21 protein-coding genes and 1 tRNA gene are annotated in these 25,937 nt (G+C 62.0%); 10 read left to right on the top strand and 12 right to left on the bottom strand.

Annotated elements, in window-relative coordinates; genetic code table 11:
* The 4 genes from VGH41_RS21515 to tig all read right to left on the bottom strand — a co-directional run.
* On the bottom strand, positions 1 to 180 hold a 180-nt coding region (locus VGH41_RS21515; RefSeq protein WP_331599594.1), incomplete at its 3' end, for an LON peptidase substrate-binding domain-containing protein.
* Positions 181 to 365: 185 nt separating this feature from the next.
* On the bottom strand, positions 366 to 1,637 hold the full coding sequence (gene clpX / locus VGH41_RS21510; RefSeq protein ID WP_117333693.1) for an ATP-dependent Clp protease ATP-binding subunit ClpX: 1,272 nt from the start codon (positions 1,635 to 1,637) through the stop codon (positions 366 to 368).
* A 204-nt stretch (positions 1,638 to 1,841) separates the two neighbouring features.
* Complete coding sequence (gene clpP / locus VGH41_RS21505) at positions 1,842 to 2,495, bottom strand: ATP-dependent Clp endopeptidase proteolytic subunit ClpP (protein WP_331599593.1); 654 nt, start codon at positions 2,493 to 2,495, stop codon at positions 1,842 to 1,844.
* A 171-nt stretch (positions 2,496 to 2,666) separates the two neighbouring features.
* Positions 2,667 to 4,013: a trigger factor gene (gene tig / locus VGH41_RS21500; RefSeq protein WP_331599592.1), complete on the bottom strand. Its 1,347-nt coding sequence runs from the start codon at positions 4,011 to 4,013 to the stop codon at positions 2,667 to 2,669.
* A 410-nt stretch (positions 4,014 to 4,423) separates the two neighbouring features.
* Between tig and VGH41_RS21495 the strand changes: the two genes are divergently transcribed.
* Together VGH41_RS21495 and VGH41_RS21490 are read left to right on the top strand one after the other, a co-directional pair.
* Complete coding sequence (locus VGH41_RS21495; RefSeq protein WP_331599591.1) at positions 4,424 to 5,569, top strand: glycerate kinase; 1,146 nt, start codon at positions 4,424 to 4,426, stop codon at positions 5,567 to 5,569.
* Positions 5,570 to 5,635: 66 nt separating this feature from the next.
* Positions 5,636 to 6,088, top strand: coding sequence for a MarR family transcriptional regulator (locus tag VGH41_RS21490; protein ID WP_331599590.1), 453 nt, complete (start codon positions 5,636 to 5,638; stop codon positions 6,086 to 6,088).
* A 133-nt stretch (positions 6,089 to 6,221) separates the two neighbouring features.
* On the opposite strand, the gene VGH41_RS21485 is transcribed toward VGH41_RS21490, so the two are convergent.
* A complete protein-coding gene (locus VGH41_RS21485; RefSeq protein WP_331599588.1) occupies positions 6,222 to 7,208 on the bottom strand; it encodes a 2-dehydropantoate 2-reductase in 987 nt (328 codons plus the stop codon).
* A 270-nt stretch (positions 7,209 to 7,478) separates the two neighbouring features.
* Positions 7,479 to 7,565, bottom strand: a tRNA-Leu gene (locus VGH41_RS21480).
* A gap of 227 nt (positions 7,566 to 7,792) precedes the next feature.
* Between VGH41_RS21480 and VGH41_RS21475 the strand changes: the two genes are divergently transcribed.
* Entirely contained in the window at positions 7,793 to 8,626 is an 834-nt protein-coding gene (locus VGH41_RS21475) for a squalene/phytoene synthase family protein (RefSeq protein ID WP_331599596.1), read from the top strand.
* A gap of 29 nt (positions 8,627 to 8,655) precedes the next feature.
* Here VGH41_RS21475 and VGH41_RS21470 read toward each other — a convergent pair whose 3' ends face one another.
* Together VGH41_RS21470 and VGH41_RS21465 are read right to left on the bottom strand one after the other, a co-directional pair.
* Complete coding sequence (locus VGH41_RS21470; protein WP_331599586.1) at positions 8,656 to 9,948, bottom strand: DUF1501 domain-containing protein; 1,293 nt, start codon at positions 9,946 to 9,948, stop codon at positions 8,656 to 8,658.
* An 894-nt stretch (positions 9,949 to 10,842) separates the two neighbouring features.
* Positions 10,843 to 11,175 carry a hypothetical protein gene (locus VGH41_RS21465; protein WP_331599585.1) on the bottom strand — a complete coding sequence of 111 codons (333 nt, stop codon included), beginning with the start codon at positions 11,173 to 11,175 and terminating at the stop codon, positions 10,843 to 10,845.
* Between the two features lie 227 nt (positions 11,176 to 11,402).
* Between VGH41_RS21465 and ompR the strand changes: the two genes are divergently transcribed.
* The 3 genes from ompR to VGH41_RS21450 all read left to right on the top strand — a co-directional run bounded on the left by ompR (position 11,403) and on the right by VGH41_RS21450 (position 14,342).
* Complete coding sequence (ompR, locus tag VGH41_RS21460; RefSeq protein ID WP_006048917.1) at positions 11,403 to 12,137, top strand: two-component system response regulator OmpR; 735 nt, start codon at positions 11,403 to 11,405, stop codon at positions 12,135 to 12,137.
* 44 nt (positions 12,138 to 12,181) lie between these two features.
* Positions 12,182 to 13,531 carry an ATP-binding protein gene (locus VGH41_RS21455; RefSeq protein ID WP_331599577.1) on the top strand — a complete coding sequence of 450 codons (1,350 nt, stop codon included), beginning with the start codon at positions 12,182 to 12,184 and terminating at the stop codon, positions 13,529 to 13,531.
* 262 nt (positions 13,532 to 13,793) lie between these two features.
* Positions 13,794 to 14,342 (top strand): peroxiredoxin, encoded by a 549-nt coding sequence (locus VGH41_RS21450; protein WP_331599576.1) that lies wholly within the window; start codon positions 13,794 to 13,796, stop codon positions 14,340 to 14,342.
* 765 nt (positions 14,343 to 15,107) lie between these two features.
* Here the strand turns inward: VGH41_RS21450 and ispF are convergent.
* The gene (gene ispF, locus VGH41_RS21445) at positions 15,108 to 15,587 is read right to left on the bottom strand and encodes a 2-C-methyl-D-erythritol 2,4-cyclodiphosphate synthase (RefSeq protein WP_331599575.1); all 480 of its coding nucleotides are present in this window, start codon (positions 15,585 to 15,587) and stop codon (positions 15,108 to 15,110) included.
* Positions 15,588 to 15,620: 33 nt separating this feature from the next.
* The gene (gene ispD / locus VGH41_RS21440; protein WP_331599574.1) at positions 15,621 to 16,331 is read right to left on the bottom strand and encodes a 2-C-methyl-D-erythritol 4-phosphate cytidylyltransferase; all 711 of its coding nucleotides are present in this window, start codon (positions 16,329 to 16,331) and stop codon (positions 15,621 to 15,623) included.
* 119 nt (positions 16,332 to 16,450) lie between these two features.
* On the opposite strand from ispD, the gene mfd reads away from it, so the two are divergent.
* The 4 genes from mfd (at position 16,451) to mscL (ending at position 23,060) form a co-directional block, all read left to right on the top strand.
* Positions 16,451 to 19,933 (top strand): transcription-repair coupling factor, encoded by a 3,483-nt coding sequence (gene mfd, locus VGH41_RS21435; RefSeq protein ID WP_331599573.1) that lies wholly within the window; start codon positions 16,451 to 16,453, stop codon positions 19,931 to 19,933.
* 194 nt (positions 19,934 to 20,127) lie between these two features.
* A complete protein-coding gene (gene argE / locus VGH41_RS21430) occupies positions 20,128 to 21,375 on the top strand; it encodes an acetylornithine deacetylase (RefSeq protein WP_331599571.1) in 1,248 nt (415 codons plus the stop codon).
* A 123-nt stretch (positions 21,376 to 21,498) separates the two neighbouring features.
* Positions 21,499 to 22,521, top strand: a complete 1,023-nt coding sequence (locus tag VGH41_RS21425; RefSeq protein ID WP_331599570.1) for a threonine/serine dehydratase — start codon at positions 21,499 to 21,501, stop codon at positions 22,519 to 22,521.
* 89 nt (positions 22,522 to 22,610) lie between these two features.
* On the top strand, positions 22,611 to 23,060 hold the full coding sequence (gene mscL, locus VGH41_RS21420; RefSeq protein ID WP_331599569.1) for a large conductance mechanosensitive channel protein MscL: 450 nt from the start codon (positions 22,611 to 22,613) through the stop codon (positions 23,058 to 23,060).
* A 162-nt stretch (positions 23,061 to 23,222) separates the two neighbouring features.
* Here the strand turns inward: mscL and VGH41_RS21415 are convergent, their stop codons facing one another.
* Both VGH41_RS21415 and VGH41_RS21410 read right to left on the bottom strand, forming a co-directional pair.
* Entirely contained in the window at positions 23,223 to 25,211 is a 1,989-nt protein-coding gene (locus tag VGH41_RS21415) for a hybrid sensor histidine kinase/response regulator (RefSeq protein ID WP_331599568.1), read from the bottom strand.
* A gap of 120 nt (positions 25,212 to 25,331) precedes the next feature.
* Complete coding sequence (locus VGH41_RS21410; RefSeq protein ID WP_331599567.1) at positions 25,332 to 25,811, bottom strand: response regulator; 480 nt, start codon at positions 25,809 to 25,811, stop codon at positions 25,332 to 25,334.
* Positions 25,812 to 25,937: the final 126 nt, after the last annotated feature.

The following is a 25,937-nucleotide window of genomic DNA, read 5'->3' as shown; positions in this document are numbered from 1 at the left end:
CGTTTTCTGGGCGACGAGCATGATGTGCTTGCCGCCTTCCATCGCTGCTTCGAGAGCCTTGATCGACTTCGGGCGGCCTACGAAGAGCGGAATCACCATGTGCGGGAAAACGACTACATCACGCAGCGGGAGCAGCGGGAGTGTAGTGCGTTCCTGCGGGAGGAGTTGGGTTCCTGACATTTCATTTCCCCATGAGTGGTATCAGTTCGTTCGATAGGTGAGGCCGGCAAAAACGATTGCAAGGCCTCCGCGTGTGGGAAAAGTTCAGTGACTCCAAAGGAAACACAACCATCCTAACCCAAGATAAACAAAAAAGCCGTTCACGTTGCCATGAACGGCCTTTTTAGCGGAACCTTTAAAGCCGATCAATTCGAGCCCGCGACCTTCGGGGCATCTTCGTAGATCAGCAGCGGTTTGCCGTCACCGTCGATGACGTTGTCGTCGATGATGACCTTGCTAACCCCTTTCATCGCCGGCAGCTCATACATCACGTCGAGCAAGGCCTGTTCCAGGATCGAACGCAGTCCGCGGGCGCCCGTCTTGCGGCGAATGGCCTTGCGCGCGACCGCCTGCAACGCAGCCGGGCGAATCTCGAGTTCGACGCGTTCCATATTGAACAGCTTGTGGTACTGCTTCACGAGCGCGTTCTTCGGCTCGACAAGAATCTTCATCAGCGCCGCTTCGTCGAGCTTGCCAAGCGTGGCGACCACCGGCAGACGCCCGATCAGCTCGGGGATCAGGCCGAACTTGATCAGATCTTCCGGTTCCACTTCGCGCAGCACTTCGCCGGCGTCGCGGTCCTGCTTGCTTTTCACGCTGGCACCGAAACCAATACCCGTTTTTTCAGTACGGTCAACGATGACCTTTTCGAGGCCGTCAAATGCACCACCGCAAATGAACAGGATGTTGGTCGTATCAACCTGAATGAAGTCCTGGTTCGGATGCTTACGTCCGCCCTGCGGCGGCACCGACGCCATCGTGCCCTCGACCAGCTTCAGCAAAGCCTGCTGCACGCCCTCGCCCGATACGTCGCGGGTAATGGACGGGTTGTCCGACTTGCGGCTGATCTTGTCGATTTCGTCGATGTAGACAATGCCGCGCTGGGCCTTGTCGACTTCGTAGTTGCAGTTCTGCAGGAGCTTCTGAATGATGTTCTCGACGTCTTCGCCGACATAGCCGGCCTCCGTCAGCGTCGTTGCATCGGCAATGACGAACGGGACGTTCAGAAGGCGTGCGAGCGTCTGCGCGAGCAAAGTCTTGCCGGAACCGGTCGGGCCGATCAGCAGGATGTTGCTCTTCGACAGCTCGATCTCATCCTTCTTGTCGAGATGCTTGAGGCGCTTGTAGTGGTTGTACACGGCCACCGCAAGAATCTTCTTCGCGCGTTCCTGACCGATTACATACTGGTCGAGAATCTCACGAATTTCCTGCGGACTCGGCAGATCGGACTTGGACAAGCCCGCTTCAATTCCGGCGCCTGCAGCCTCGTCGCGGATAATTTCGTTGCAGAGGTCGATACATTCATCACAGATGAACACCGACGGGCCCGCAATCAGTTTTTTGACTTCATGCTGGCTCTTGCCACAGAACGAGCAATACAACAGCTTTTCGCTGTTAGAACCTTTTTTGTCCGCCATAGATGTGTAAGCCTCCGGACACTCGATTACATGATACGCCGTTTGCCCCAGCCTCGCAGTTGGGGCAATGAGCAACAGCTGTGACGGCGCTTGCCGCAGGCGCTCGGACGAGTTTTGATTATTTCACAACATGCCCGCTGCCGTTTTCGCCCCTAAATAAAGTGCTCCCAAAGGAGCACCATAATGGGGCAAAAACGCACCAGATCATGGACGCTTGTGCAACACCTGGTCCACCAGACCGTAAGCTTGGGCGTCGTCGCCGGACATGAAATTGTCCCGGTCGGTGTCGCGCGCAATGCGCTCGACCGGCTGGCCAGTGTGGTTCGCGAGCAACTGATTCAGGCGTTCCTTCAAATACAGGATTTCACGCGCCTGAATTTCAATGTCCGACGCCTGACCACGGGCACCGCCGAGCGGTTGGTGAATCATCACCCGGGCGTTCGGTAGCGCAAAACGCTTGCCCTTGGCGCCGGCAGACAACAGGAACGCGCCCATACTGGCTGCAAGACCCATGCACAGCGTGGAGACGTCCGGCTTGATGAACTGCATTGTGTCGTAGATCGCCATACCGGCCGACACCGAACCACCCGGGCTGTTGATGTAGAAGCTGATGTCTTTGTCCGGATTCTCGCTTTCGAGGAACAGCAACTGCGCGACAACCAGGTTAGCGGTCTGGTCATTCACTTCGCCGACCAGAAACACGACGCGCTCTTTCAGCAGGCGCGAGTAGATGTCATACGAGCGCTCGCCACGACCGCTCGTTTCCACGACGATCGGCACGAGTCCGAGCGCCTGCGCTTCGAGATCCCGCGACGACTGGGAGGTCAACGTGTCCAGCATTTGGGCGCGAAAGGTCATGCAATGAATCCTTGTCTGGGAATATTTGTTCGATACCGGACAGGTAAGTACGACAACGCCATATTCAAGTGCGCAAAACCCCATGCGCAACCCGCGCCGATACTCTACGCGGGACAAAAAAACGGCGTGCGGGCCGTCGCTACGACAGCCGGCACGCCGTTGCAGCGACGCTTAAGCTTGCGCCGTTGCGCTTGCCAGCTCTTCGAAGCTCACTTCCTTGTCCGTCACCTTGGCCTTGCTGAGCACGAAATCGACGACGTTGGCTTCAACGACGTAGGCTTCCATTTCTGCAAGGCGCTGCTGGTTGGAATAATACCAGCGGACGACTTCCTTCGGGTCTTCGTAGCTTTTTGCAAATTCGTCCACTTCGGCGCGAATCTGCTCCGGCTTCGCCTGCAGGTCGTTGGCCTTCACCAGTTCAGCCAGCACGAGGCCCAGCTTGACACGGCGTTCAGCCTGTTCCTTGAACATTTCAGCCGGGATCGGCGCGTCTGCCGCGTTCGGCACGCCGCGCTGCGTCAGGTCCTGGCGAGCCATTTCGACGAGGCGTTGCTGGTCCTGCTCGATCAGCGCGTTCGGCACGTCGAGTTCGGAGATCTTCAGCAGCGCGTCCATCACCTGATTCTTGACGATGGATTGCGTACGGCGCTTCGCTTCACGTTCAAGGTTGTCCTTGATTTCGGCGCGCATCTTGACCAGATCACCGTCTTCGATGCCGAGCGACTTGGCGAAATCAGCGTCGATTTCCGGCAGATGCGGCCATTCGATCTTTTTCATCGTGATGGTGAACTGTGCCGTCTTGCCGGCCACGTCCTTGCCGTGATAGTCGGCCGGGAACGCCAGGTCGAATTCCTTCGACTCGCCAATCTTCAGGCCAAGCGCTGACTTTTCGAATTCCGGCAACATGCGGCCTTCGCCGAGTACGAACGCGAAGTCGTCAGCGCTGCCGCCCTCGAACGCTTCACCCTCGATCTTGCCGACGAAGTCGACCGTCACGCGGTCGCCGTCTTTCGCTGCGGTGTCCGAGCCGCCGTCGCCATGTTCGCCGGCTTCGCCGCGAGCGTGGAAGTGCACGCGCTGCTTGCGCAGGATGTCCAGCGTGCGGTCGATTTCCGCTTCGCTGATGGTCGTCGTGGTGCGTTCGATTTCAGCCGTGGCGACGTCGCCCAGCTTCACTTCGGGGTACACCTCGAACGTTGCGTCGAAAGCGTAGTCGCCCTCAGCTGCATCGACCTTCGGCGCGAAGCTCGGCTGACCGGCGACGCGCAGGTTTTCCGCGCGGCTGATGTCGAAGAATTCCTTGCCGACCTTATCGCTCAGCACTTCGGCTTCCACCTGGCCCGAATACTGTTGGGTGACCATCTTGAGCGGCACCTTGCCCGGGCGGAAACCCGGCATGCGCACGTTCTTCGCGAGTTGGCGGATACGCGAGTCCACTTCCTTCTGCACGGCATCCTTCGGCAGGGAAATCGTTACGCGGCGTTCGAGCTTGCCGAGGTTTTCAACAACGTTAGCCATGGCTTCAATCGTCCTAAAATTATTCGAGCGAATCAGTTATCTTCTGCGTGCCGCTTTTCGATGTCGCTTCGCATCGATTCAGCGCCTGCGCCGCGGGCTTGCAGGCCACCGGCAGCACGGTTGGGGTCTAAAGAGCCGAATATTTTAGCAAACTATTCGCGCCGCTAGCCGGGATTCGACCATTGGCGCTCATTTTTATCGGCTTTCCCGACGTTTTCAGGCCATTTCCCGGCCGTTTGGGCAGCCTTCAACCGCATCCGGGCCGCTCTGCGCGTGCGGCGCCGGTTCGATCCCCACTATGCCATTCGACATATTCAGCCGCTCGCGGCATGCTGATAAGCTAGCGGACGCGTCAGGGGTACACACCGCTCGCGCCTGCCACCGTAACGATCCAACTATCAAGAGCCACCATGCCGAACCCGTCGTCCGCGCCCGTCGTCGTCATTGCCCCTGATTCTTTTAAAGGCTCGCTGAGCGCCGAACAGGTCGCGCAGGCTATTGCGTCCGGTGTGACGCGCGCGCGGCCGGACGCGGTCGTGCGCATCTGCCCCATGGCGGATGGCGGCGAAGGCACGCTGGATGCAATGCTCACGGGTGGCGGCGAACGCCGCATGCTGACGGTGCGCGGTGCGGCCGGCCCGGTCCGCGAAGCGGTCACAGGATTGCTTGCCGACGGCAGCGCTATCGTCGAGACGGCCGAAATCGTCGGCATCACGGATCCGGTCGGCATGGGCGTCCCGGTCGAGGCTCGTAGCTCGCGCGGCATGGGTGAAGCGATTCGCGCGCTGCTCGACGCCGGCGTGCGGCGCTTCTTTGTTGCACTCGGCGGCAGCAGCACGAACGACGGCGGCGCCGGTCTCCTCGTCGGTCTCGGCCTGAAGCTGTTCGACGCGCAAGGCCAGGAACTCGAACCCACCCCCGAGCAGCTGGCCCGGCTTGCGCACGTGGATGCCTCGCAACTGGACGCGCGCGTTGCCGATGCGTCGTTCGTCGGCATGTCGGACGTCGACAATCCGCTCACCGGGGAACACGGCGCCACGGCCATCTTCGGCCCCCAGAAAGGCGTAAAACCCGAACAGATCGCCGGTGTGGATGCAGCGCTCGGCCGCTTCGCCGACGTGCTGGAGCCCGCGCTCAAGCGCGAGGCGCGCAATCTGCCGGGCGCAGGCGCGGCAGGCGGCCTCGGCTTTGCGCTGCACATGCTGGGCGCGCAGTTCGAACCCGGCGCGGAGACGGTGGCCCGGCAAATTGGTCTCGACACCGCGCTCGCGGGAGCGGACTGGCTGATCACCGGCGAAGGCCGCTCGGATGTCCAGACGCTGCACGGCAAGGCGCCCTTCATTGCCTGCCGCCACGCGCAGGCGGCAGGCGTGCCGGCCACCTTGCTCTCCGGCGCGGTAGATTCCAGCGCGCTCCCGCGGCTCGCCCAATTCTTCAGCGGCTGCTTCTCGCCGGCGCCGGGCCCGATCACGCTGGAGGTCGCGATTCGGGACGCCGCCCGGCTGTTGGCCAATGAAGCCGAACAATTGACGCGTCTGAAGTACGGCACGCGTTGACCGGTGGGACGGTTGCGGGAACAATCAACAGCGCCACGACCGCCTCCACTTACGACCGGGACGACCATGAAGGCCTCCGCCAAAGCCGGACTCGAACAGTTTCTGACGTATCGTCTGCATGTGCTGAGCAAGCTTGCCGACCGCGGTATCGCGGACCGATATCAGGAAAAACTCGGCGTCACACTGCCGGAGGCGCGTGTCATCGCTGCGGTCGGGTCATTCGGGCCGTTTTCGATCATGGATCTGGCACGTCATGCCAATCTGGACAAAAGTCAGGCGAGTCGCGCCGCCGAAGCCTTGATCAAGCAGGGACTCGTGGATCGCGAAGCCAGTGAAGAAGACGGACGGGTCGTGCTGATATCCCTTACGGGCGAAGGGCGCGAGCTGTTTCGCAAGGTGATGCCGGTCGCGCGAAAATGGAACACGGACCTGTTCGACTGTCTCGACGACAAGGAAAAAGCGGCCTTTGGAGAGGCTCTGGACAAGGTGATCGCGAGCGTCCTCGAGCGCAGCGAATGATTCGATACGCGGCGTCACCCGTTCTTGCTGCCGCGGGCTATGCGCGTGGACCATACTTTGCCTGATGCGCTAACCAGCGGCCTGCCCGAGCGCGAACAGCCGTGCTTGTTCGAACCGCCGCCGGTTCTCTCGCTTAAAGGCCGCTGTTCGCCGCCCGCTGACGCAATAGCCCGAGCACCGCATCGCAAAACGGCGTAGACACGCCGAGCTTACGTCCAAGCTCTGGAAACACACCTAGAATGGGCCCGATCTCAAGGGGCCGGCCCGCCTCGAAATCCTGCAACATGGAAGTTCGAAACGCACCTAGCTTGCGCGTCAATGCCACCCGCTCGGGCGCCCCCATGCCGGTCGACAGCCCCAACCGCGCACCTACCGCATCTGCCTCTTCCATCATCCGCAACACTAGCGCGTGAGTCAGCGGATCGTCGAGCAGGTGATCCGCCGTGGAGCCCGTCAGCGCACTCAACGGGTTCATGTTCATGTTGCCCCACAGCTTTACCCAGATATCGGTGCGGATCTGCTCCGACACGCTGACCTCGAAACCGCCCTCCCGCAACGCCCCGGCAAACGCGTCGGCTTGCGCGGCAAGCGACGAGACGGGCGCGCCGACGATCAGATGATTGCCGCCGCCGCGTCGAATGACACCGGGCGCGTCGGTCGACGAGGACAGATGCACGACGCAGCCAATCGACTGAGCGGGCGGCAACGCCGCCGAAACGATCCCACCTGGGTCGACGGCCTCGATGCAACGGCCTTGCAACGGTCCTGGCAAATCGCTCAGGAACCACCACGGCAAGCCGTTCATGGCCGCGACGATGACCGTCCCGGATCCGACCAACGGTTTGAGACTCGCCGCAATCGCGGGTAGCGTCTGCGCCTTCAGCGCAATCACGACGAAGTCCTGTACACCCAGCGCGGAAGCGTCTTCTTCGGCGGCAACGAGGGCGACGGTTTCGCGTTCACCGTCGACGATCCGGATGCCTTGCGCGCGGATCGCGTCAAGTGTTTTGCCGCGCGCCAGCACGCTAACCGTGTGCCCCGCGCGGGCCAGCGCGGCAGCAATCAGGCCGCCAATCGCGCCGGCTCCGACCACGGTGGTCCGAACCTGTTTCGAATTCATATGAACATGCCTCCATGTGGGACAGATCGATCACACCGAGCATATCCCGACACGTGACGCGATCGCCAGCAGGACCCTGCCCATCATTCACAGCGTGATGTACTCGCGGCTCAGAATGGAAGCATCTGGTTGCGGACGCAACCAGTTTGCGCAAGCATCCGAGACAAACAGGCGCGCGCTGGATATGCACGCCGCGCCTGCCCGGCACGCGGCAAATGCAAAACAAAAAGCCCCGCCGGTAGATCGCCTGGCGGGGCTTTTTCAAATACGTGGTGCGAGGAAGGGGACTCGAACCCCTACACCATTGCTGGCGTCAGGACCTAAACCTGGTGCGTCTACCAATTTCGCCATCCTCGCAGCCGGGCTAAGCACTTGCGCACCGCGCCCGATGTCTGGCTCGCTAGCGGCTGCGCCCCACCTGGCAAGCCAGTGAAACACCGCCCGAAAGCGTAAGCGCGAGATTCTAACCGATTGATTTGCGCTTGTCTGCATTTGCCTGACAGATGTCGATGCTACAATTTTTGGTTAACGTCCGCACGGCAAGCACGCCGCGCACCTTCTTGGCCTCCTCACTCTCCATTCAAGTGAATTTCGACGAATATTGCCAGCAGAAGGCGGCGCCTCCGGGATCGAGCAGCTATTACGCGCTCCGCCAGGCGCCTGCGGGACGCCAGCCGCTTCTGACCGCCCTGTTCGCGCTCCGCCGCGAATTCGAAGAGACGGTCAAGGAAACCAGCGATCCGACCATTGGCCGCACCAAGCTCGCGTGGTGGCAGAACGAAACGGCGGCGCTTGCTGCAGGCAAGCCCTCGCATCCGGTGTCGAAGGCATTGGCGGCGCATCTGGGCGACGTGCAGACTGAATATGCGGCGCTCCAGGCGCTGCTGGCCGGCTTCGAAATGGACCTCGATCAGGCGCGCTACCTCGACTACCCGAATCTGCGCCGTTATCTGCAGGACGTGGGCGGCAACTTCGCCGCGTTGATCGCACGCACCACCGCACAAGATCCGGCGCGTGCCGCCGAGTGGGCCGAGCCGCTAGGTCATTCGCTGATGCTGGCGCAGCTCGTCGCGGAACTGGGCAATGACGCACGTCACGGACGCATCTATATTCCGATCGACGAGATGCAGCGCTTCAATGTCACAGCGGCGGATCTGATCAACCGCAAATACAGCGACGCCTTCACCGAGTTGATGCGCTTCCAGACGAAGCGCGCGCGCGACGGCATCCAGTCCGCCCTCGCCGCGCTCCCCGCCGCCGAACGACGCACGCAGCGCACCCTGCGGGCGCTGGCGGCGCTGGCGCTGGCGTTGCTGGATGAGATCGAACGGGATGGCTACCACGTACTGCATCAGCGTATTGCACTCACGCCTGTCCGCAAGCTCTGGATCACGTGGCGGGCCGCCCGTCAACGCTAAGCCGGCGCAAACCTGCCTTGCGTCTGACGTTAAGCGCGCAACAACGGCAGCGGCTCGAAGCGCTGCTGAAGAAGCGCCGTAGCATCGAGCCCCCACCACGGGCCGAGCACCGTCGCATAGAGCTGCCTGAAATCGACGCCCACCGGCAGGTTGCCACTGCCCTCCAGTTGTCCCAGCACGGGCGCCGCACCATATAAACCACCGCGCACCCGTCCGCCCATGACGAAATGCGGCGCGACGGTGCCGTGATCCGTGCCGTTGTTCTGGTTCTCACGCGGCCGCCGGCCGAACTCCGCATAAGTCATCACCATGGTCGTGTTCCAGCGGCCCAGTTCGACGAGGGCCGCCTGCATCGACGCCAGGCCTTCGGCAAGCTGCTTAAGTAATGCGGCCTGCTGACCCGGTTGATTCTGGTGTGTGTCGAAGCCGTTCAACGTCAGCCGTAATACCGCAACCCCGCGTCCGTTCAGCGGTCTACCCTGCGCTGCGCCTCCCAGCGGGACTTCCTGCGAGGCGCGCCCCGAGGGCACTTCCTGCGGGGCGTCCACGGCGGCCAGCACCTGCATCGCGGCCTCGATCGACATGCCGAATGCGCCCGGGGGAAACACGGTCTTCAATGGAAAGTGGCCTGCGCGAGCACGCAAGCGATCGGCGAGTCTCACGGAGTTGTGTTCGACATCGAAAATCTGCGCCTGCCCGGGATAGGGTTCGCGCAGCGATACCGGCATCGCAAGCCGCGAAGCGTTGACGAACTGAGCCGGATGCGTCAACACAATGGTCCGTGCGCCATGGGCGAGCGGACCCATCTCGGCACTGCCGATCACCACGCCATCCGCGACAAAACTCGCCGGCACTTTCTGCTGCGCGAACGCCCGCGTGAGCCACCCCTCGCGCAGATATTGATCCGGGCGTGAAGCGGTGTCCCAGATTTCGATGGAACGGAAATGCGACAGGTTCGGCTGCGCATAGCCGAGACCTTGCACGATCGCCAGTTGCTGACTCTTCCACAGCGGCATCAACGGCTGCAGCGCGGGATGCAAGCCGCTGCGCTCGTCGAGTTGAATAACCTGCTCGCGCCTGATGCCAATGTTCTTGCGTATTTGATAGTAGGTCGGATCGGCGTATGGAATCACAGTGTTCAAGCCGTCATTGCCACCCTTCAGTTCGACGAGAATCAGCAGATTGCCGTAACTTCGCGGCAACGGCGCGTCCTCCAGCTGGCCCGACACCTGCGGCTGCGGCTGTACGGCGCACGCGTATGGCAGCCAGAGCAACGTGGCACCGGCCGCAGAGGTCATTGCAAGAAAGTCGCGCCGTTTCATGCTGCACCTCGTTTGTGTTTGACGGGCGGCATCGCGTCCGCCGGGCGTGGCACGTGTTGGCCGGGCGTGACACGCGTGCTGGCCCGGTGTGGCACGCGTGTTTCAACCTGCCTGCCCCGTCTCGGCTGAAACCCCGGATCCATCCGCAGCGCTTCCCGGATAGGCGCTGCCTGTCGAATCGGTTGCGATTGCATCGACTAGCGTGAGAGGCAACCCAGCCTGTGGCGATTGCAGTGGCGCCGTGTTGTATTGCGCGCGCCGATGGTCGATGTCGAAGCGTACTCCGCCCCGACCCGAATGCGCCATCGAGCGCTGCACCATAGCCGCGTTCCCTCGACCCTGGCCCATGCGACTGCGGATATCGGGCAACCGAGGTGGCCGGGCGTGAAGTGGATATGCCGGAAGAGCATCACGGGTTTGGTCGGTGGCGCGAAGGCGACGGCGTCCTCTCGCTCACTCAGCACGCTCGTAATGCTCCGTAACGCGAAGCGCGCCTTGAGAAGCAGCCGTTGTCATCGACGAGCAGCGCCCGCGCCGATTCGCCCCGCGCAGCATCGGGCGCATGACGCCTCCCATGCCCGGGACGCTCCACATAGGCTGAGCCGTTCTGTGCAACCGTAGATGGCGCGCCCGGCAGCGAACCGGTTGTAGACGCAACAACCGCGACAATCAACCACACCGTCCGCTTGCCGTATTTGCGCGTGAACAACGTTTTCAGCGTGGATCGAACATGCGCGTTTATCTGGTCTGCGGGAAAACACGCCCGCATGATGCAGGCGTTCCCTTCTGGCGACCCAACGACAGAGACGAGCAGAAAATCGACGAGGGAAGTAAAGCGAGGTTTTTCGGACGCAGTCCACGCCCATGCTGCACCAGCGCGATGACTTGCGGAGCCTAGCGCTTATACAGTTCGCGGACGGCGTCTTCGATATGCTGGCGCAGCAGGCGCCGCTCTTCGGGCGTCATATGACCGTCGCGGCGCCGTTGATCCAGATCGGGGGGAACTGCAGTGCGCATCATGACGTCTGATGCAGAGTGATCAGGCGTTGTGGTGTGCGGTTGATGAGGCTGTCTGGTGCCGTGAGTATGCGGCACGTGGGCGTTCGATGCCCGTTCGTCGGTTGACTGGGCATGGGCGAGCGTAGGGCCTAATGTGCCCGCGAGTGTGCCGGCCACAGCCAGCGCAATCACGCTCAGGCGCACATTCGGCCAAACCCCTCCCTTCATCTTGTTCCCTTCGTGGTGCGGCAACCGGCTACCTTAAATGCGAATACAAACCCCGGAAAGACCGGGAGCGAGAATTTTAGTCGAGTGAAGTATCCACCGAACAGCCGCATTCAGTAAAGCAGTCTACGCGTGCACGCTTTACGTCGTGCCACAGTGCGGGTAAATTTTGTAACTGACTGTAACCCGATAAATGGTGCAAACTCGCATCACTTTGTAATCGCGCTAAGATGCCGACCATGGAAACCAAAAACCCTTCGAAAATCCTCGTCGTCGACGATGATCCGCGTCTGCGCGATCTGCTGCGCCGCTACCTCGGCGAGCAGGGCTTTAACGTCTACGTCGCCGAAAACGCGCCGTCCATGAACAAGCTCTGGGTGCGCGAGCGCTTCGACCTGCTCGTGCTCGACCTGATGCTGCCAGGTGAAGACGGTCTGTCGATCTGCCGCCGCCTGCGCGGCAGCAACGACCGCACGCCGATCATCATGCTGACGGCCAAGGGTGAGGATGTGGATCGGATCGTCGGCCTCGAAATGGGCGCTGACGACTATCTGCCCAAGCCGTTCAACCCGCGTGAGCTGGTAGCGCGAATTCACGCCGTGCTGCGCCGGCAGTCGCCGTCCGAGTTACCGGGCGCGCCGTCGGAAACCACTGAAGTGTTCGAGTTCGGGGAATTTGCACTCAACCTCGCCACCCGCACGCTCACCAAGGCCGGCCAGGAAATCCCGCTGACCACTGGCGAGTTCTCCGTCCTGAAAGTGTTCGCCCGCCATCCGCGGCAACCGCTATCGCGCGAAAAACTGATGGAACTGGCGCGCGGCCGTGAATACGAAGTGTTCGACCGCAGCCTCGACGTGCAGATCTCGCGTCTGCGCAAGCTGATCGAACCGGATCCGGGCAGTCCGCGCTTCATCCAGACCGTCTGGGGTCTGGGCTACGTGTTCATTCCTGACGGCGCAGCCTGAGCTTGATCGCGCTTTCCGTTTTTGCTTTCAGATAAGAAGGGCCCATGCGGATCGACCGGCGCCTCCTGACGCTCGCGTTCGGCGGCCTTTTCTGGCGGACCTTTCTGTTGATCGCGCTCTTGATCGCGGTCAGTCTCGCCGCGTGGTTCCAGAGCTTCAGGGTGATCGAACGCGAGCCGCGCGCGCAGCGCGTCGCGCTGCAACTCGTTGCCATCGTGAAGCTCACGCGCACCGCACTGCTCTATTCCGATCCCGACCTGCGGCGCGCGTTGCTGCAGGATCTGGAGAGCAATGAAGGGGTGCGCGTCTATCCGCGCGAAACCACCGACAAATACAAGCTCCAGCCGGACGAATCCTTGAACCGGCTGATCGAGCACGACATTCGCGGGCGTCTGGGCGACGACACGGTGATCGCCCAATCGGTCAACGACATCCCCGGCGTATGGATCAGCTTCAAGATCGACGATGACGACTATTGGGTCGCGCTCGACCGCGATCAGCTGGATAACGCGACCGGCCTGCAATGGGCCGGCTGGGGGGTGTTTGCGCTCGCGCTTTCGCTGTTCGGCGCGGCCTTCATCACGAGTCTGGTCAACCGGCCGTTCGCCCGGCTCGCCATGGCGGCGCGCAAGGTCGGCTCCGGGCAGTCGCCCGAACCGCTGCCGGAGCGCGGCATGGGTGTGGCGGCGGAAACCAACCGCAGTTTCAATCAGATGGTGCAGGACCTCGAACAACTGGAGGCGGATCGTGCGTTGATGCTGGCCGGCATTTCGCACGATCTGCGCACGCCGCTCGCGCGCTTGCGGCTCGAAACCGAAATGAGCCCGTCCGATCAGGCCACCAAGGACGCAATGGTCGACGACATCGAGCAGATGGACATGATCATTGGTCGATTCCTCGATTATGCGCGGCCGGTGCAACGCGTCCCGGAACCTGTCGACCTTTCCGTGATCGCGGGAGAACTGGCGGCGCGGATGTCTTCCGAGGACGGCATGCGCCTGATCACCCGGCTCGCGCCCTCGGCGGTTATCGAGGCCGACGAAACCGATATGCGGCGGGTGGTCGGCAATCTGCTGGAGAACGCCCGCAAGTACGGTTTGAGCGAGGGCGACGGCATTCCGCACGTGATCCTCGAAACACGCGTATCGCATTCGCGTGTGGAGCTTTCGGTGGTGGACGAAGGGCCAGGCATCCCCGAAGACCAGCTGGCGCTGGTCACACGGCCGTTTTACAGGGTGGATTCGGCCCGCACCCAGGCCAACGGCACTGGCCTCGGCATGGCGATCGTGCAGCGGCTGGTTGGCCGGTATCGCGGCGGCCTGCGTCTACGCAATCGCTCGCCCGGCCCTGGGCTCGAAGTCACGATTGAGTTTCCGCTCGCCAAGGGCAGCTAGGCCACGTCCTTTTCGCAGAGCGGATACCCAACCTGCAGGATCTCGCTCTGGCCCCACGCACATCTATTCAACTGTCAGGGCGTGAAAAGTAGCGGCAGTTGAACACACGATTGGCGCGATGAAACAACCATCCAAATAATTAGCCGGACCCTATTGGCGCAATGCATCAATAGAATATATTTTTTATTTGTGTAAAGTATTCGTTAAAGCGATCAGGTAGTTTGAACAGGGCTGTTTTCCAGCATTCATAGGAGTAGTCCGCATGAAAACCGTTGGCGACAAACTTGAAGCTTTTACCGTGACCGCTGCCAAGCCGGGCTTCAACAATTATGAAGAAAACGGCGTAACGGCGTTCGAAGAAATCACCGAACAGTCATTCCCGGGAAAGTGGAAGATCATTTACTTCTACCCGAAGGATTTCACCTTTGTGTGCCCGACCGAAATCGTGGAGTTTGGCAAGTTGAGCAATGATTTCGCCGGGCGCGATGCGGTTCTGCTGGGCGGCAGCGTCGACAATGAGTTCGTGAAGCTGGCATGGCGCCGCGAGCACAAGGACCTGAGCAAGCTGAACCATTATTCGTTTGGCGACGTGAAGGGCGAGCTGATCGACCAGCTCGGCGTGCGTGACAAGGAAGCTGGCGTGGCGCTGCGGGCGACGTTCATCGTCGATCCGGACAATACGATCCAGCACGTTTCTGTGAATAACCTGAACGTAGGTCGTAATCCGGAAGAAGTACTGCGTATTCTGGACGGCCTGCAAACGGAAGAATTATGTCCGTGTAACCGTGTCGTTGGTGGGGCAACGCTTTAAATGGAGCGTTGATGGGAATGAATTTTGTCTGTGGTGGTCTTGGTGCTTGATGCTTGGTGGTAAGTCCTTGGTGGTTTGCCTGCGGTGTTGGCCTTTCCTTGTATTCTTATCGGTCTATTAGCTTCGCCCCTGTGCGGGGCGGCACCTACTTTCTTTGCCGCCGCAAAGAAAGTAGGCAAAGAAAGCGGGCTTCCAACCGCCAGCACATAAGTGTCCATCTCTGTCGCAAACCGGAAACGGCCCAACACAAGATCCGCCCTCGCGCAGTTGCCTTCGTGACTCAGCACTCATCCGCACCAGCGTCCGCTACGCGCCCGCCGTCGGGCACAACTCCTTCTGCAAAAACTGGTGGGCCACCGCGTCTCCTGGGGTTGCAGGCCGGTGGGCCTCAGCGCTCTCGCATTCTGGACGACGAGAGCCGTAGCCCCGCTTTCCCGTGCAGACCGGTCCGCGACGCACGCAGTGCGGAGTGGGATGGATGAGCCCTTTGTCACGCGCGATGGTTGTGCGAGGGACGATCTTGCCTCGGACCGATATCGCGTGAGCGGCGAGGGCGACACCTACTGCCTGGCGGTTGGAAGCCCGCTTTCTTTGCTTACTTTCTTTGCGGCGGCAAAGAAAGTGAGTGCCGCCCCGCACAGGGGCGAAGCCAATAGACCACTAAGAATACAAGGAAAGGCCAACGCCACAGGCAAATGGCAAATGGCAAATCGAGGAAAGGCCAGCGCCACAGACAACCACGAGGCCGCCTGCAAGGCAAAAACCTCACACCTTCATCAACAAAACCGCAGCCTGAGCCTCAATCCCTTCGGCGCGCCCAAGATACCCAAGTTTCTCATTAGTTTTAGCCTTGACATTAACCCGATCAAGCGCCAGCTTCAAATCCTCAGCAATATTCACCCGCATCGCCTCAATATGAGGCGCAAGCTTAGGCGCCTGCGCAATCACCGTGCTATCAACATTGCAAATGGAAAACCCGGCCTTAACCACCCGCGCAACGCACTCGCGCAAAAGCACCCGGCTATCCGCGCCAGCAAACCTGGCGTCTGTATCAGAAAAATGCCGCCCAATATCGCCCAGCGCGGCAGCGCCAAACAGCGCATCGGTAATCGCATGCAACAACACATCGGCATCTGAATGCCCAAGCAAACCACGCTCGTATGGCACCGTCACTCCGCCAATAATCAGTGGCCGCCCCGTTACCAGTGCGTGCACGTCATACCCCTGTCCGATTCTGAAATCCATAACTTGAAGTCCGGTTATCTACAATAAAACTGTTCAGGAAGCCAACGGCCGGCTGAGGATCGCCTCAGCCAGATCGAAATCTTCCGGATAGGTGACCTTGAAATTGCGCAGACTGCCCTGCACCAACAGCGGCGCGTGACCCAGCCACTCAATCGCGCTCGCCTCATCCGTCAGATCGTGACCGTCCTGCTGCGCGCGCAAAATCGCCTCGCGCAACATGCCAATGCGGAACATCTGCGGCGTCTGGGCCTGCCACAGGCCATCGCGTGCTTCGGTCCGGGCAATCCGGCCACCGCTGTCCGCGGCAATCCGCTTCAAGGTATCCGCCACCGGCAGCGCCATGATGCCACCCACCGCGTCGTCCTTCAGCGCGCCGACCAGCGATCGGATCAACCCTGGCGTAATGCCGGGACGCGCGGCGTCATGAACCAGCACCCAGTCCTCGTCGCGGGCGCCGAATTCGGCCAGCCCGTGCAAGCCGTTCAGCACGGAAGCCTGGCGCGACGCCCCGCCGCAGCGACGTACCGCGAAGCGCAAGCCGCCAAAGCGGCGGGCGTCGAAATGCTGGTCGTCAGGCGCAATTACGAGCAGCGTCTGCGCGAATTCGCTGCACGCGTCGAAAGCCGCCAGCGAGTAATGCAGCAGGTCGCGACCGGCCACAGTACGATATTGTTTGGGCATCGGGGCGCCGGAACGGCTGCCGGTGCCAGCGCACGGAATCAATGCAAAAAGACGGGAAGTCACAGGTGCGGACGCCGCGAAGTCAAAGTGAAGGACGGATTTTATAATAGGTCCTTCGCATCCATGCCACGACGCGCGTAAACTTGCCGCTCACGTGTGACCCCAGGGCCGCTTTCTCCTCTATGCCAGACATCGCCGCATCATCGCAGTCCACCTCGCCCGTCGCGCTCGTCAAGACCGGCCAGCGTTTCGCCTTCGACGGCACGCACGGTTCGTCCGACGCCCTGCTGATCGCCCGCTACCACCTCGCCTACCGCGAGCAGGTGCCGTTGCTGGCGGTCGTCTGCGCGAGCGCCGTCGACGCCCAGCGGCTGTCGCAGGAAATCAGCTTCTTCGCCCCTGACGCCCGCGTGCGCCTGCTGCCGGACTGGGAAACGCTGCCTTACGATACCTTTTCACCGCACCAGGACCTCGTTTCCGAGCGCCTCGCCACCCTGCACGACCTCGGCGAAGGCCGTTGCGACATTCTCCTCGTGCCGGCCACCACCGCGCTCTACCGGATGCCGCCCGCCTCGTTCATGGCGGCCTACACGTTCTCGTTCTCGCAAGGCGAGCGCCTCGACGAGGCCAAACTGAAGGCGCAGTTGACGCTGGCCGGCTACGAACACGTGAGCCAGGTGGTCCGTCCAGGTGAATACTGCGTGCGCGGCTCCCTGCTCGACCTGTACCCAATGGGCTCGCCGCTGCCGTACCGGATCGACCTGTTCGACGACCAGGTCGACTCGATCCGCGCGTTCGACCCCGATACACAGCGCAGCCTCTATCCGGTGAAGGACGTGCGTCTGCTGCCTGGTCGCGAATTCCCGTTCGACGAGGCCGCCCGTACCGCTTTTCGCAGCCGCTGGCGCGAGGTGTTCGAAGGCGACCCGAGCCGCGCGTCGATCTATAAGGACATCGGCAACGGCGTGCCGTCGGCGGGTATCGAATATTATCTGCCGCTCTTCTTCGAAGAGACCGCAACGCTGTTCCACTATCTGCCCGAACGCGCCCAACTGGCGTTCGTCGGCGATCTGGACGCCGCAATCAAACGCTTCACGAACGACACGAAGCAGCGCTTTAACTTTCTCTCGCATGACCGCGACCGGCCCATTCTCGAGCCGCAACGCCTGTTCCTGTCGGACGAGGACTTCTTCACGTTCGCCAAGCCGTTCGCGCGCCTCGTGCTGCCCGCCGACGGCGGGGGGGCGTGGTCCACGCCCTTGCCGAACCTGGCAATCGACCGTCACGCCGACGACCCGGTTGCGGCCTTGCGCACCTATCTCGACACCACGCCGAACCGCGTGCTGTTCGCCACGGAATCGGCGGGCCGGCGCGAGACGCTGCTGCAACTGCTGGCCGACAATCATCTGAAGCCGTCGTCAAGCGATAGCTTCAACGACTGGCTGATCGGCGACGCGCGCTTTACGCTGGGAGTCTCGCCGCTTTCGAACGGCTTCGCGGTGCCGGGCGAAGGCATCGCCATCATCACCGAAACCGAGCTCTACGGCCCGCTCGCGCGCCGCGCCGGACGCCGCCGGCAGGAGCAGGCCAGCAACGTCGATTCGATGGTGCGCGACCTGTCCGAGCTCAAGGTGGGCGACCCGGTCGTGCATTCGCAGCACGGCATTGGCCGCTACATGGGCCTCGTCACGATGGATCTCGGCGAAGGCGAAACCGAATTCCTGCACCTCGAATACGCGGGCGACAGCAAGCTGTACGTGCCCGTCGCACAGCTGCATGTGATCTCGCGCTATAGCGGCGCCGATCCGGAAAGCGCGCCCTTGCACTCGCTCGGCTCAGGCCAGTGGGAAAAGGCCAAGCGCAAGGCCGCGCAGCAGATCCGCGACACGGCCGCCGAACTGCTGAACCTGTATGCCCGCCGCGCCGCGCGTGAAGGTCATGCATTCAAGCTCGAGCCGCGCGACTACGTGAAGTTCGCGGAAAGTTTCGGCTTCGAAGAAACACCGGATCAGGCTGCGGCGATTGCCGCGGTGATCGGCGATATGACGAGCGGCAAGCCAATGGACCGCCTCGTATGCGGCGACGTCGGCTTCGGCAAGACGGAAGTCGCGCTGCGCGCGGCGTTTATCGCGGTGATGGGCGGCAAGCAGGTCGCGTTGCTCTCGCCCACCACACTGCTCGCGGAACAACACACGCAGACCTTTAGCGACCGCTTTTCGGACTGGCCCGTGCGGATCGCCGAACTGTCGCGCTTCAAGTCGACCAAAGAAGTCAACGCGGCGATCCAGCAGATCAACGAAGGCACCGTCGACATCGTGATCGGCACGCACAAGCTGCTGTCGTCGGATGTGCAGTTCAAGCGGCTGGGCCTCGTGATCATCGACGAGGAACATCGCTTCGGCGTGCGCCAGAAAGAGGCGTTGAAAGCGCTCAGAGCGGAAGTCGACGTGCTGACGCTTACCGCCACGCCGATCCCGCGCACGCTCGGCATGGCCCTCGAAGGCCTGCGCGACTTCTCGGTGATCGCGACCGCGCCGCAAAAGCGCCTCGCCATCAAGACATTCGTGCGCCGCGAAGAAGACGGCGTGATTCGCGAAGCGATGTTGCGCGAGTTGAAGCGCGGCGGTCAGGTCTACTTCCTGCACAACGAAGTGGAGACCATCGAAAACCGCCGGCAGATGCTCGAAGCACTCGTGCCCGAAGCGCGCATTGCGGTCGCGCACGGTCAGATGCATGAGCGCGAACTCGAACGCGTGATGCGCGATTTCGTCGCGCAGCGGGCCAACGTGCTGCTGTGTACGACCATCATCGAAACCGGCATTGACGTGCCGAGCGCCAACACGATCCTGATTCACCGCTCCGACAAGTTCGGTCTCGCGCAATTGCACCAGTTGCGTGGCCGCGTGGGACGCTCGCATCACCAGGCGTATTCGTACCTGCTGGTGCATGATCCGCAGGGATTGACCAAACAGGCACAGCGCCGTCTTGAAGCCATCCAGCAGATGGAAGAGCTCGGTTCGGGCTTCTATCTGGCCATGCACGACCTCGAAATTCGCGGCACGGGCGAGGTGCTTGGCGACAAGCAGTCCGGTGAAATTCAGGAAATCGGCTTCCAGCTGTATACCGACATGCTCAACGACGCGGTGAAGGCGCTCAAGGAAGGCAAGGAACCCGACCTCACTGCGCCGCTCGCGGCGACCACGGAGATCAATCTGCACGCGCCGGCCATCCTGCCGGCCGACTATTGTGGCGACGTGCAGGAGCGGCTGTCGCTCTACAAGCGCCTCGCAAATTGCGAACACAACGATTCGATCGACGGCATTCAGGAAGAGCTGATCGACCGCTTCGGCAAATTGCCGCCGCAAGCGCATGCGCTGGTGGAAACGCATCGTCTGCGGCTGGCGGCGAAGCCGCTTGGTATTTCGAAGATCGATGCGGGCGAGGCGGTGATCGGGCTGCAGTTCATCCCCAATCCGCCCATCGACGCCATGCGCATCATCGAGATGGTGCAGAAACACAAGCACATCAAGCTGGCCGGCCAGGACAAGCTGCGCATCGAAACGCGCAGCCCGGATCTGGCGGTGCGCGTCGCCACGGTGAAAGAAACGCTGCGCGCGCTCGGCGGTGCGCCCGCCCGTGGCGCCGCCACCACGGCGGCACGTTGAGCGAAGCCGCCGGCAATCGGTCAAGCCGTCAATCAGGCCCCGTCGAGCTTCGGCGGGAGCCTGGATCACCTCGAATGAAATCACCGTCAATCGCGATGCTGCGATGCGGCAAAGCCGTATCCAGCATATTGACGCTTTGGTCCGGGTAGGGTTTTTTGGGTATGATCGAATGACTTAAAAGCCGGAGCCTTGTCATGTCCCACGTCGCTGAATCAGCGCGTCCCTCGCAAACGCCTGCCGCAACTCCCACCTCATCCTCCCCTACATCGCCCGTGTCGCTCCCTTGGGTCACGCGCCTTGTGTCAATGGACACGGTGAGCCGCAATCCCAACCTGGGGCTCATTGAAACCGTGCGCGACGAACTGCGCACGCTCGGTCTCGACGCCACGCTCACGCAGGACAAGAGCGGCAAATGGTCCAACCTGTTCGCGACCATTCCTGCGCACGACGGCCAGACCAATGGTGGCATCGCGCTGTCCGGCCACACGGATGTCGTGCCGGTCGACGGCCAGCAGTGGGACAGTGATCCGTTCAAACCGGAAATCCGCGACGGCAAGCTGTACGGTCGCGGCACCTGCGACATGAAAGGTTTCATCGGCGCGGCGCTCACGCTCGTGCCCGAGATGCAGCGCACGAAGCTCGCCAAGCCGATCCACCTCGCGCTCTCGTTCGACGAGGAAGTGGGCTGTGTCGGCGCACCGCTGATGATCGCGGATCTGATCAAGCGCGGCATCAAGCCGGAAGGCTGCATTGTCGGCGAGCCGACCAGCATGCGCCCGATCATCGCCCACAAGGGCATCAACACCTATCAGTGCTGCGTGCGCGGGCAGGCTGCGCATTCGTCGCTCACGCCGAAGGGGCTCAACGCGATCGAATATGCCGCGCGTCTCATCTGCTACATCCGCGATATGGCCGATCAGTTCCGCGAGCAAGGCCCGTTCGACGAACTCTTCGACGTGCCGTTCACCACGGCGCAGACCAGCACCATTCAGGGCGGCAACGCGATCAACACGGTGCCCGCCGAATGCCGCTTCCAGTTCGAATTCCGCAACCTGCCGACGCTCGCGCCGGAACCGATCTTCGCCCGCATCGATCAATACGCGCGTGAAACGCTGCTGCCCAGGATGCAGCGCGAACACCCGTCCGCCGCCATCGAGATTTCGAAGATTGCTGCCGCACCGGGCCTCGATTCCACGGAGCAGGCCGCCATCACGCAACTCGTGCGCGCACTGACCGGCGATCAGGACAAACGCAAGGTGGCCTACGGCACCGAGGCGGGTCTGTTTTCGCTGGCCGGAATTCCGAGCATCGTGTGCGGGCCGGGCGACATCCAGCAGGCGCACAAGGCCAACGAATTCGTCGCGCTCGAACAGCTCGTCGCATGCGAGCGGTTCCTCGGCAAGTTCATCCACAGCATGTCGGTCGACGCGCACGCGCATTGAGTCCTGACCCCATCCGCCCCAGTTCGATTGCATCGGATTGGGGCACACAGTATCAACGCAATTGCAGTGAACTGAGCCGGACTGCCCGACTCAAAACATAACGAACACCGCCTGGCACCCGTCATGTCCACCGCCACACCGCAGCACACCAACCACACGATCGACGGCGAGCCGATCCCCACGCTCGACGACATCGCCACCCAGCATTTTGCGTTGGCGCCGTGGGTCGCCCGCACGCCGGTGTTCGACAAGCTTGACTTCCCGTCGCTGGAAGGCACGGTGGTGAACTTCAAGTTCGAATTGCTGCAGGCAAGCGGCAGTTTCAAGGCACGTGGCGCGTTCACGAATCTGCTGGCGCTCGACGCCGCGCAGCGCAGCGCCGGTGTCACCTGTGTATCCGGCGGCAATCATGCGGTGGCGGTGGCGTATGCCGCCATGCGTCTGGGCATTGGCGCGAAGGCGGTGGTGTTTCGCACGGCCAATCCCGCGCGCATCGCGCTATGCCGTCAATACGGAGCCGAGATCGTGGTGGCCGACGGCCATGCCGAAGCATTCGAGATCGTGCGGCGCATCGAAGCCGAAGAAGGCCGCTACTTCGTGCATCCGTTCAATGGGTATCGCACGGTGCTGGGTACGGCCACGCTAGGCTACGAATGGGCCACGCAAACACCCGATCTCGACGCGGTGATCCTGCCCATCGGCGGCGGCGGTCTGGCGGCGGGCGTGTCCACCGCATTGCGGCTCGCGAATCCGCGTATCCATGTGTATGGCGTCGAACCTGAGGGCTCCGATGCAATGGGCAAGAGCTTCGCGGCCAACCATACGATCAGGATGGGCCAGATGCACAGCATTGCGGATTCATTGATGGCGCCGCATACCGAACAATATAGCTATGAACTGTGCAGGCGGCATATCGACCGTCTCGTGACCGTCCCGGATGACGCGTTGCGCTCGGCCATGCTCACGCTGTTCAAGCAACTGAAGGTCGCGGTCGAACCCGCCTGCGCGGCGGCAACGGCCGCCCTGCTCGGCCCGTTGCGCGAAACGCTGCAGGGCAAACGGGTAGGTGTGTTGCTGTGCGGCACCAACATCGATACGGTCAGCTTTGCCGCTCACATCGAGCGGGCGCGCGCGCTGGAGTCATAGTTTCCTGACTGAAGCAGCGGCCTGAAAGCACTACCCTATACTCCTGACGTTAGCTATCATGGGGCAATCGACTTCAAGGAGATCCCCCTATGAGCATGATCAAGGAATTCAAGGAATTCGCCCTCAAGGGCAACGTGATGGATCTGGCAGTCGGTGTGATTATCGGCGGCGCGTTTTCCACCATCGTCAATTCAATTGTCAAAGACCTGATCATGCCGGTCGTCGGTCTCGCTACTGGCGGCCTCGACTTCTCCAACAAGTTTGTCCGGCTCGGCGAGATCCCCGCCAGCTTCAAGGGCAGTCCCGAATCATATAAAGACCTCCAAACGGCCGGTGTCGCCGTGTTCGGCTACGGCTCATTCATCACGGTGCTGATCAATTTCCTGATCCTCGCGTTCATCATCTTTCTGATGGTGAAGTTCATCAACAATCTGCGCAAGCCGGCTCCGGCAGACGTGCCGCCGCCTGCTCCCACGCCGGAAGACGTGCTGCTGCTGCGTGAAATCCGCGACTCGCTGAAGAGCGCGCCGCTGCGCTAGATATCGCAGGCGCCACCCGCGTTCTGCGCGTTCTGCGCGTGGTGCGAAGTGCGAAGTGCGAAGCATCAAACAAAAGGCCTGCTGTGAATCGGTTCACAGCAGGCCTTTTTCCATGCCTTAAGCCGTGCTGTTGCCAGCACAATGCTTCGCACTACAGGAAATCTACCGCGCATCACCGCCGGCAGTGTTCTCGGCCTTCAGATTGGCCGCGCTTTCGATCAGCTGTTCGAGCTGCACGAAATTGACCGGCTTGGTCAGATGCGACGTGAAGCCTGCCCCGAGACAACGGCGCACGTCCTCGTCGGTGCCGAAGCCCGTCAGCGCCACTGCCGGCACATCGGAGTGTTCGCGGAAAGCCTTGATGAAATCGAGCCCCGTGCCGTCCGGCAAGCCCACGTCGCTCACCACCAGATCGAACGCCGCCGACTGCGAAGCCGCGAGCGCATCCGCGACGCGTCCAACCACCGTGACCTCGTGACCGAGCCCGCGAATCAGCTGCGCCATCACTTCAGCAGTGTCGACGTGATCTTCGATCAGCAGGATAGTCAACAGTCCCGCTGGATGCGGCTCGGCCAGCGCGACCGCGACCGGCTCTTCCACCGGCTTCGCAGCCGTCGCCAAGGTGATCGTGAAGGTCGCGCCGCAATGGGCGCCCGGACTGCGAGCCGTCACCGTGCCGCCGTGCACATCGGTCAGCGCCTTGGTAATGGCGAGCCCCAGCCCGAGCCCGCCGAACTGCCGCGTCATGTTCTGGTTGCCCTGCTCGAACGCGTTGAAGAGCTTGCCGATCTGCTCAGGCTCGATGCCGATGCCGGTGTCCTCAATCGAGATCTGCACGTGCATGCGCTCGTCGCGCGTGCGGACATAGATGTGCCCACCGTCCGGCGTGAACTTGGCGGCATTGCGGATCAGGTTCCACAGCATCTGCTGCAGCCGCGCGCGATCCGCGAGCACATAGTGATGCTGGGCCGCCTTGTCGATATGCACGTCCTGCTGCTTCACCTGAATCTCGCTGCGAAACAGTTCCAGCACGCTGTCGATCACCTCGTGCACGTCCACGGTTTCGAGCGACAGACGCAGCTTGCCATTCGCCACTCGCGTGAGATCGAGCAGATCGTCGATCAGGCGCGCTTCCAGCTCCACGTTGCGGCGGATCATCAGCACACATTGCCGCGCCGGCTCGGGCAGCTCCGGGATCAGTTCGAGCACGCGCGCCCCCGCCAGCACCGGCGTGAGCGGTGTGCGCAGTTCATGCGAGAGCATCGCGAGAAAGCGGTCTTTGGCCCGATTGGCTTCTTCGGCGGCGTGACGCGCGGCCTGTTCCGACGCGAGCAGCCGCTCGTGCTCTTCGATCGCTTCGCGTTGCGAATGAATGTCGGTGCAACTGCCGAACCACTTGGAGATGACGCCATCCGCGTCGCGCATCGCCACGATGCGTGCGTCGAACCAGCGGTACGCCCCGTCATGACGGCGAATCCGCAACTCGTGGCGATAGTCGTCCGCGTCGCTCCTGACCGCTTTCAGCCAGCTCTGACGAACCTCCTCGCGGTCGTCCGGGTGGACCGGATTGAGCCACGCGAGACCATATGAACTGCCTTCGTCGAGACCCGTATATGCGAACCACTGCTTCGACAGAAAGTCGCATTCGCCATTCGCGCCGCAGGTCAGCACGAGATGCGGCAGCGCCTCCGACAGGGTGCGGTAATGCTCTTCGCGATCGCGCAACAGCACAGCCTCCGCGGAGGCCTTTTGCAGGCGCACCTGGGCCAGCACGCGTTCGACGGCTTCCGGCAGATAGTCGAGGTAATCGCCCGACTTCGGCACCACGTCCGAGATGCCGGCGCGCAACGCTTCGATCACGCGCGACTCGTCCGTGAAGCCGGTCACGAGAATGGCCGGAATCCGCACGCCCTCGGCGCGCAGGCGGCGGAAGAAATCGAGCCCGGTTTCAGGGCCGTCGAGCTGATAGTCGAGCACCAGCAGGTCCGGCTCGGCGCCGGTGATACGCTCGTGCGCGTTCGCCACGCTCGAGCACAGCGCGACGCGGCAACCGGCGCGCTCGAGCGATTTGCGCGCGAGCCGCAGGATGCCTTCGTCGTCATCGACGACAAGCACGTACGCTGCAGGTTGAGTGGATACTTCGTCGGTCATACGGGTTCTTCTTGGCCTGGGTCTCTGTCTGCCTTCACGCGGGTTCCAGTCTTGCTTCGCGTGCCTAAGATTCTCACGAGGGTGGTTGCGCCCACAGCCCAACGCGCGACGCTGCGCCGATCATGATGCGGCGAGACGCTGCCCCGGCGGCAGTTTCACCACCTGCAGGAAAAACCCGAGGCGCCGCACGGCTTCGATGAACGCGTCATATTCGACCGGTTTGGTGATGTAGACGTTGCAACCCAATTCATAGCAGCGGTCGATTTCGCGCGGATCGTCGGTCGTCGTGAGGACAATGACGGGCACCGCCGCGGTGGTCGGCGCTTCCTTCAGGCGGCGCAGGACCTCGAAGCCGTCGACGCGCGGCATTTTCAGGTCGAGTAGTACCACGAAGTTGGTCAGGTCCTGGCGCTGCGGATATCCGGCGGCCGCCTCGCCGACTGGCGGATTGCCGAAAAAGTAATCGAGCGCCTGCTGACCGTCGGAAAACCGCAGGAACCGGTTGGAGATACCGGCCCTGCGCAGATTTTTCTCGACCAGCGTCGCATGGCCGTCGTCGTCCTCGATCAAAATGATGCTGACCGTTTCCCCATGTTTCATTGCGCCTCCGTGCCCGCGATGCGCGGGCGCATGATCATTGGTTGTTCCGTTCATTCTGCCTGCGTTTGCCACTGCCTTTGCCGCATTGGCCACTGCATTTGCCGCATTTTCCCCGCCTGACAGGAG

This window comes from Paraburkholderia sp., assembly GCF_036488795.1.
Classification (GTDB): domain Bacteria; phylum Pseudomonadota; class Gammaproteobacteria; order Burkholderiales; family Burkholderiaceae; genus Paraburkholderia.
This window is presented reverse-complemented; position numbering and strand designations above follow the sequence as displayed.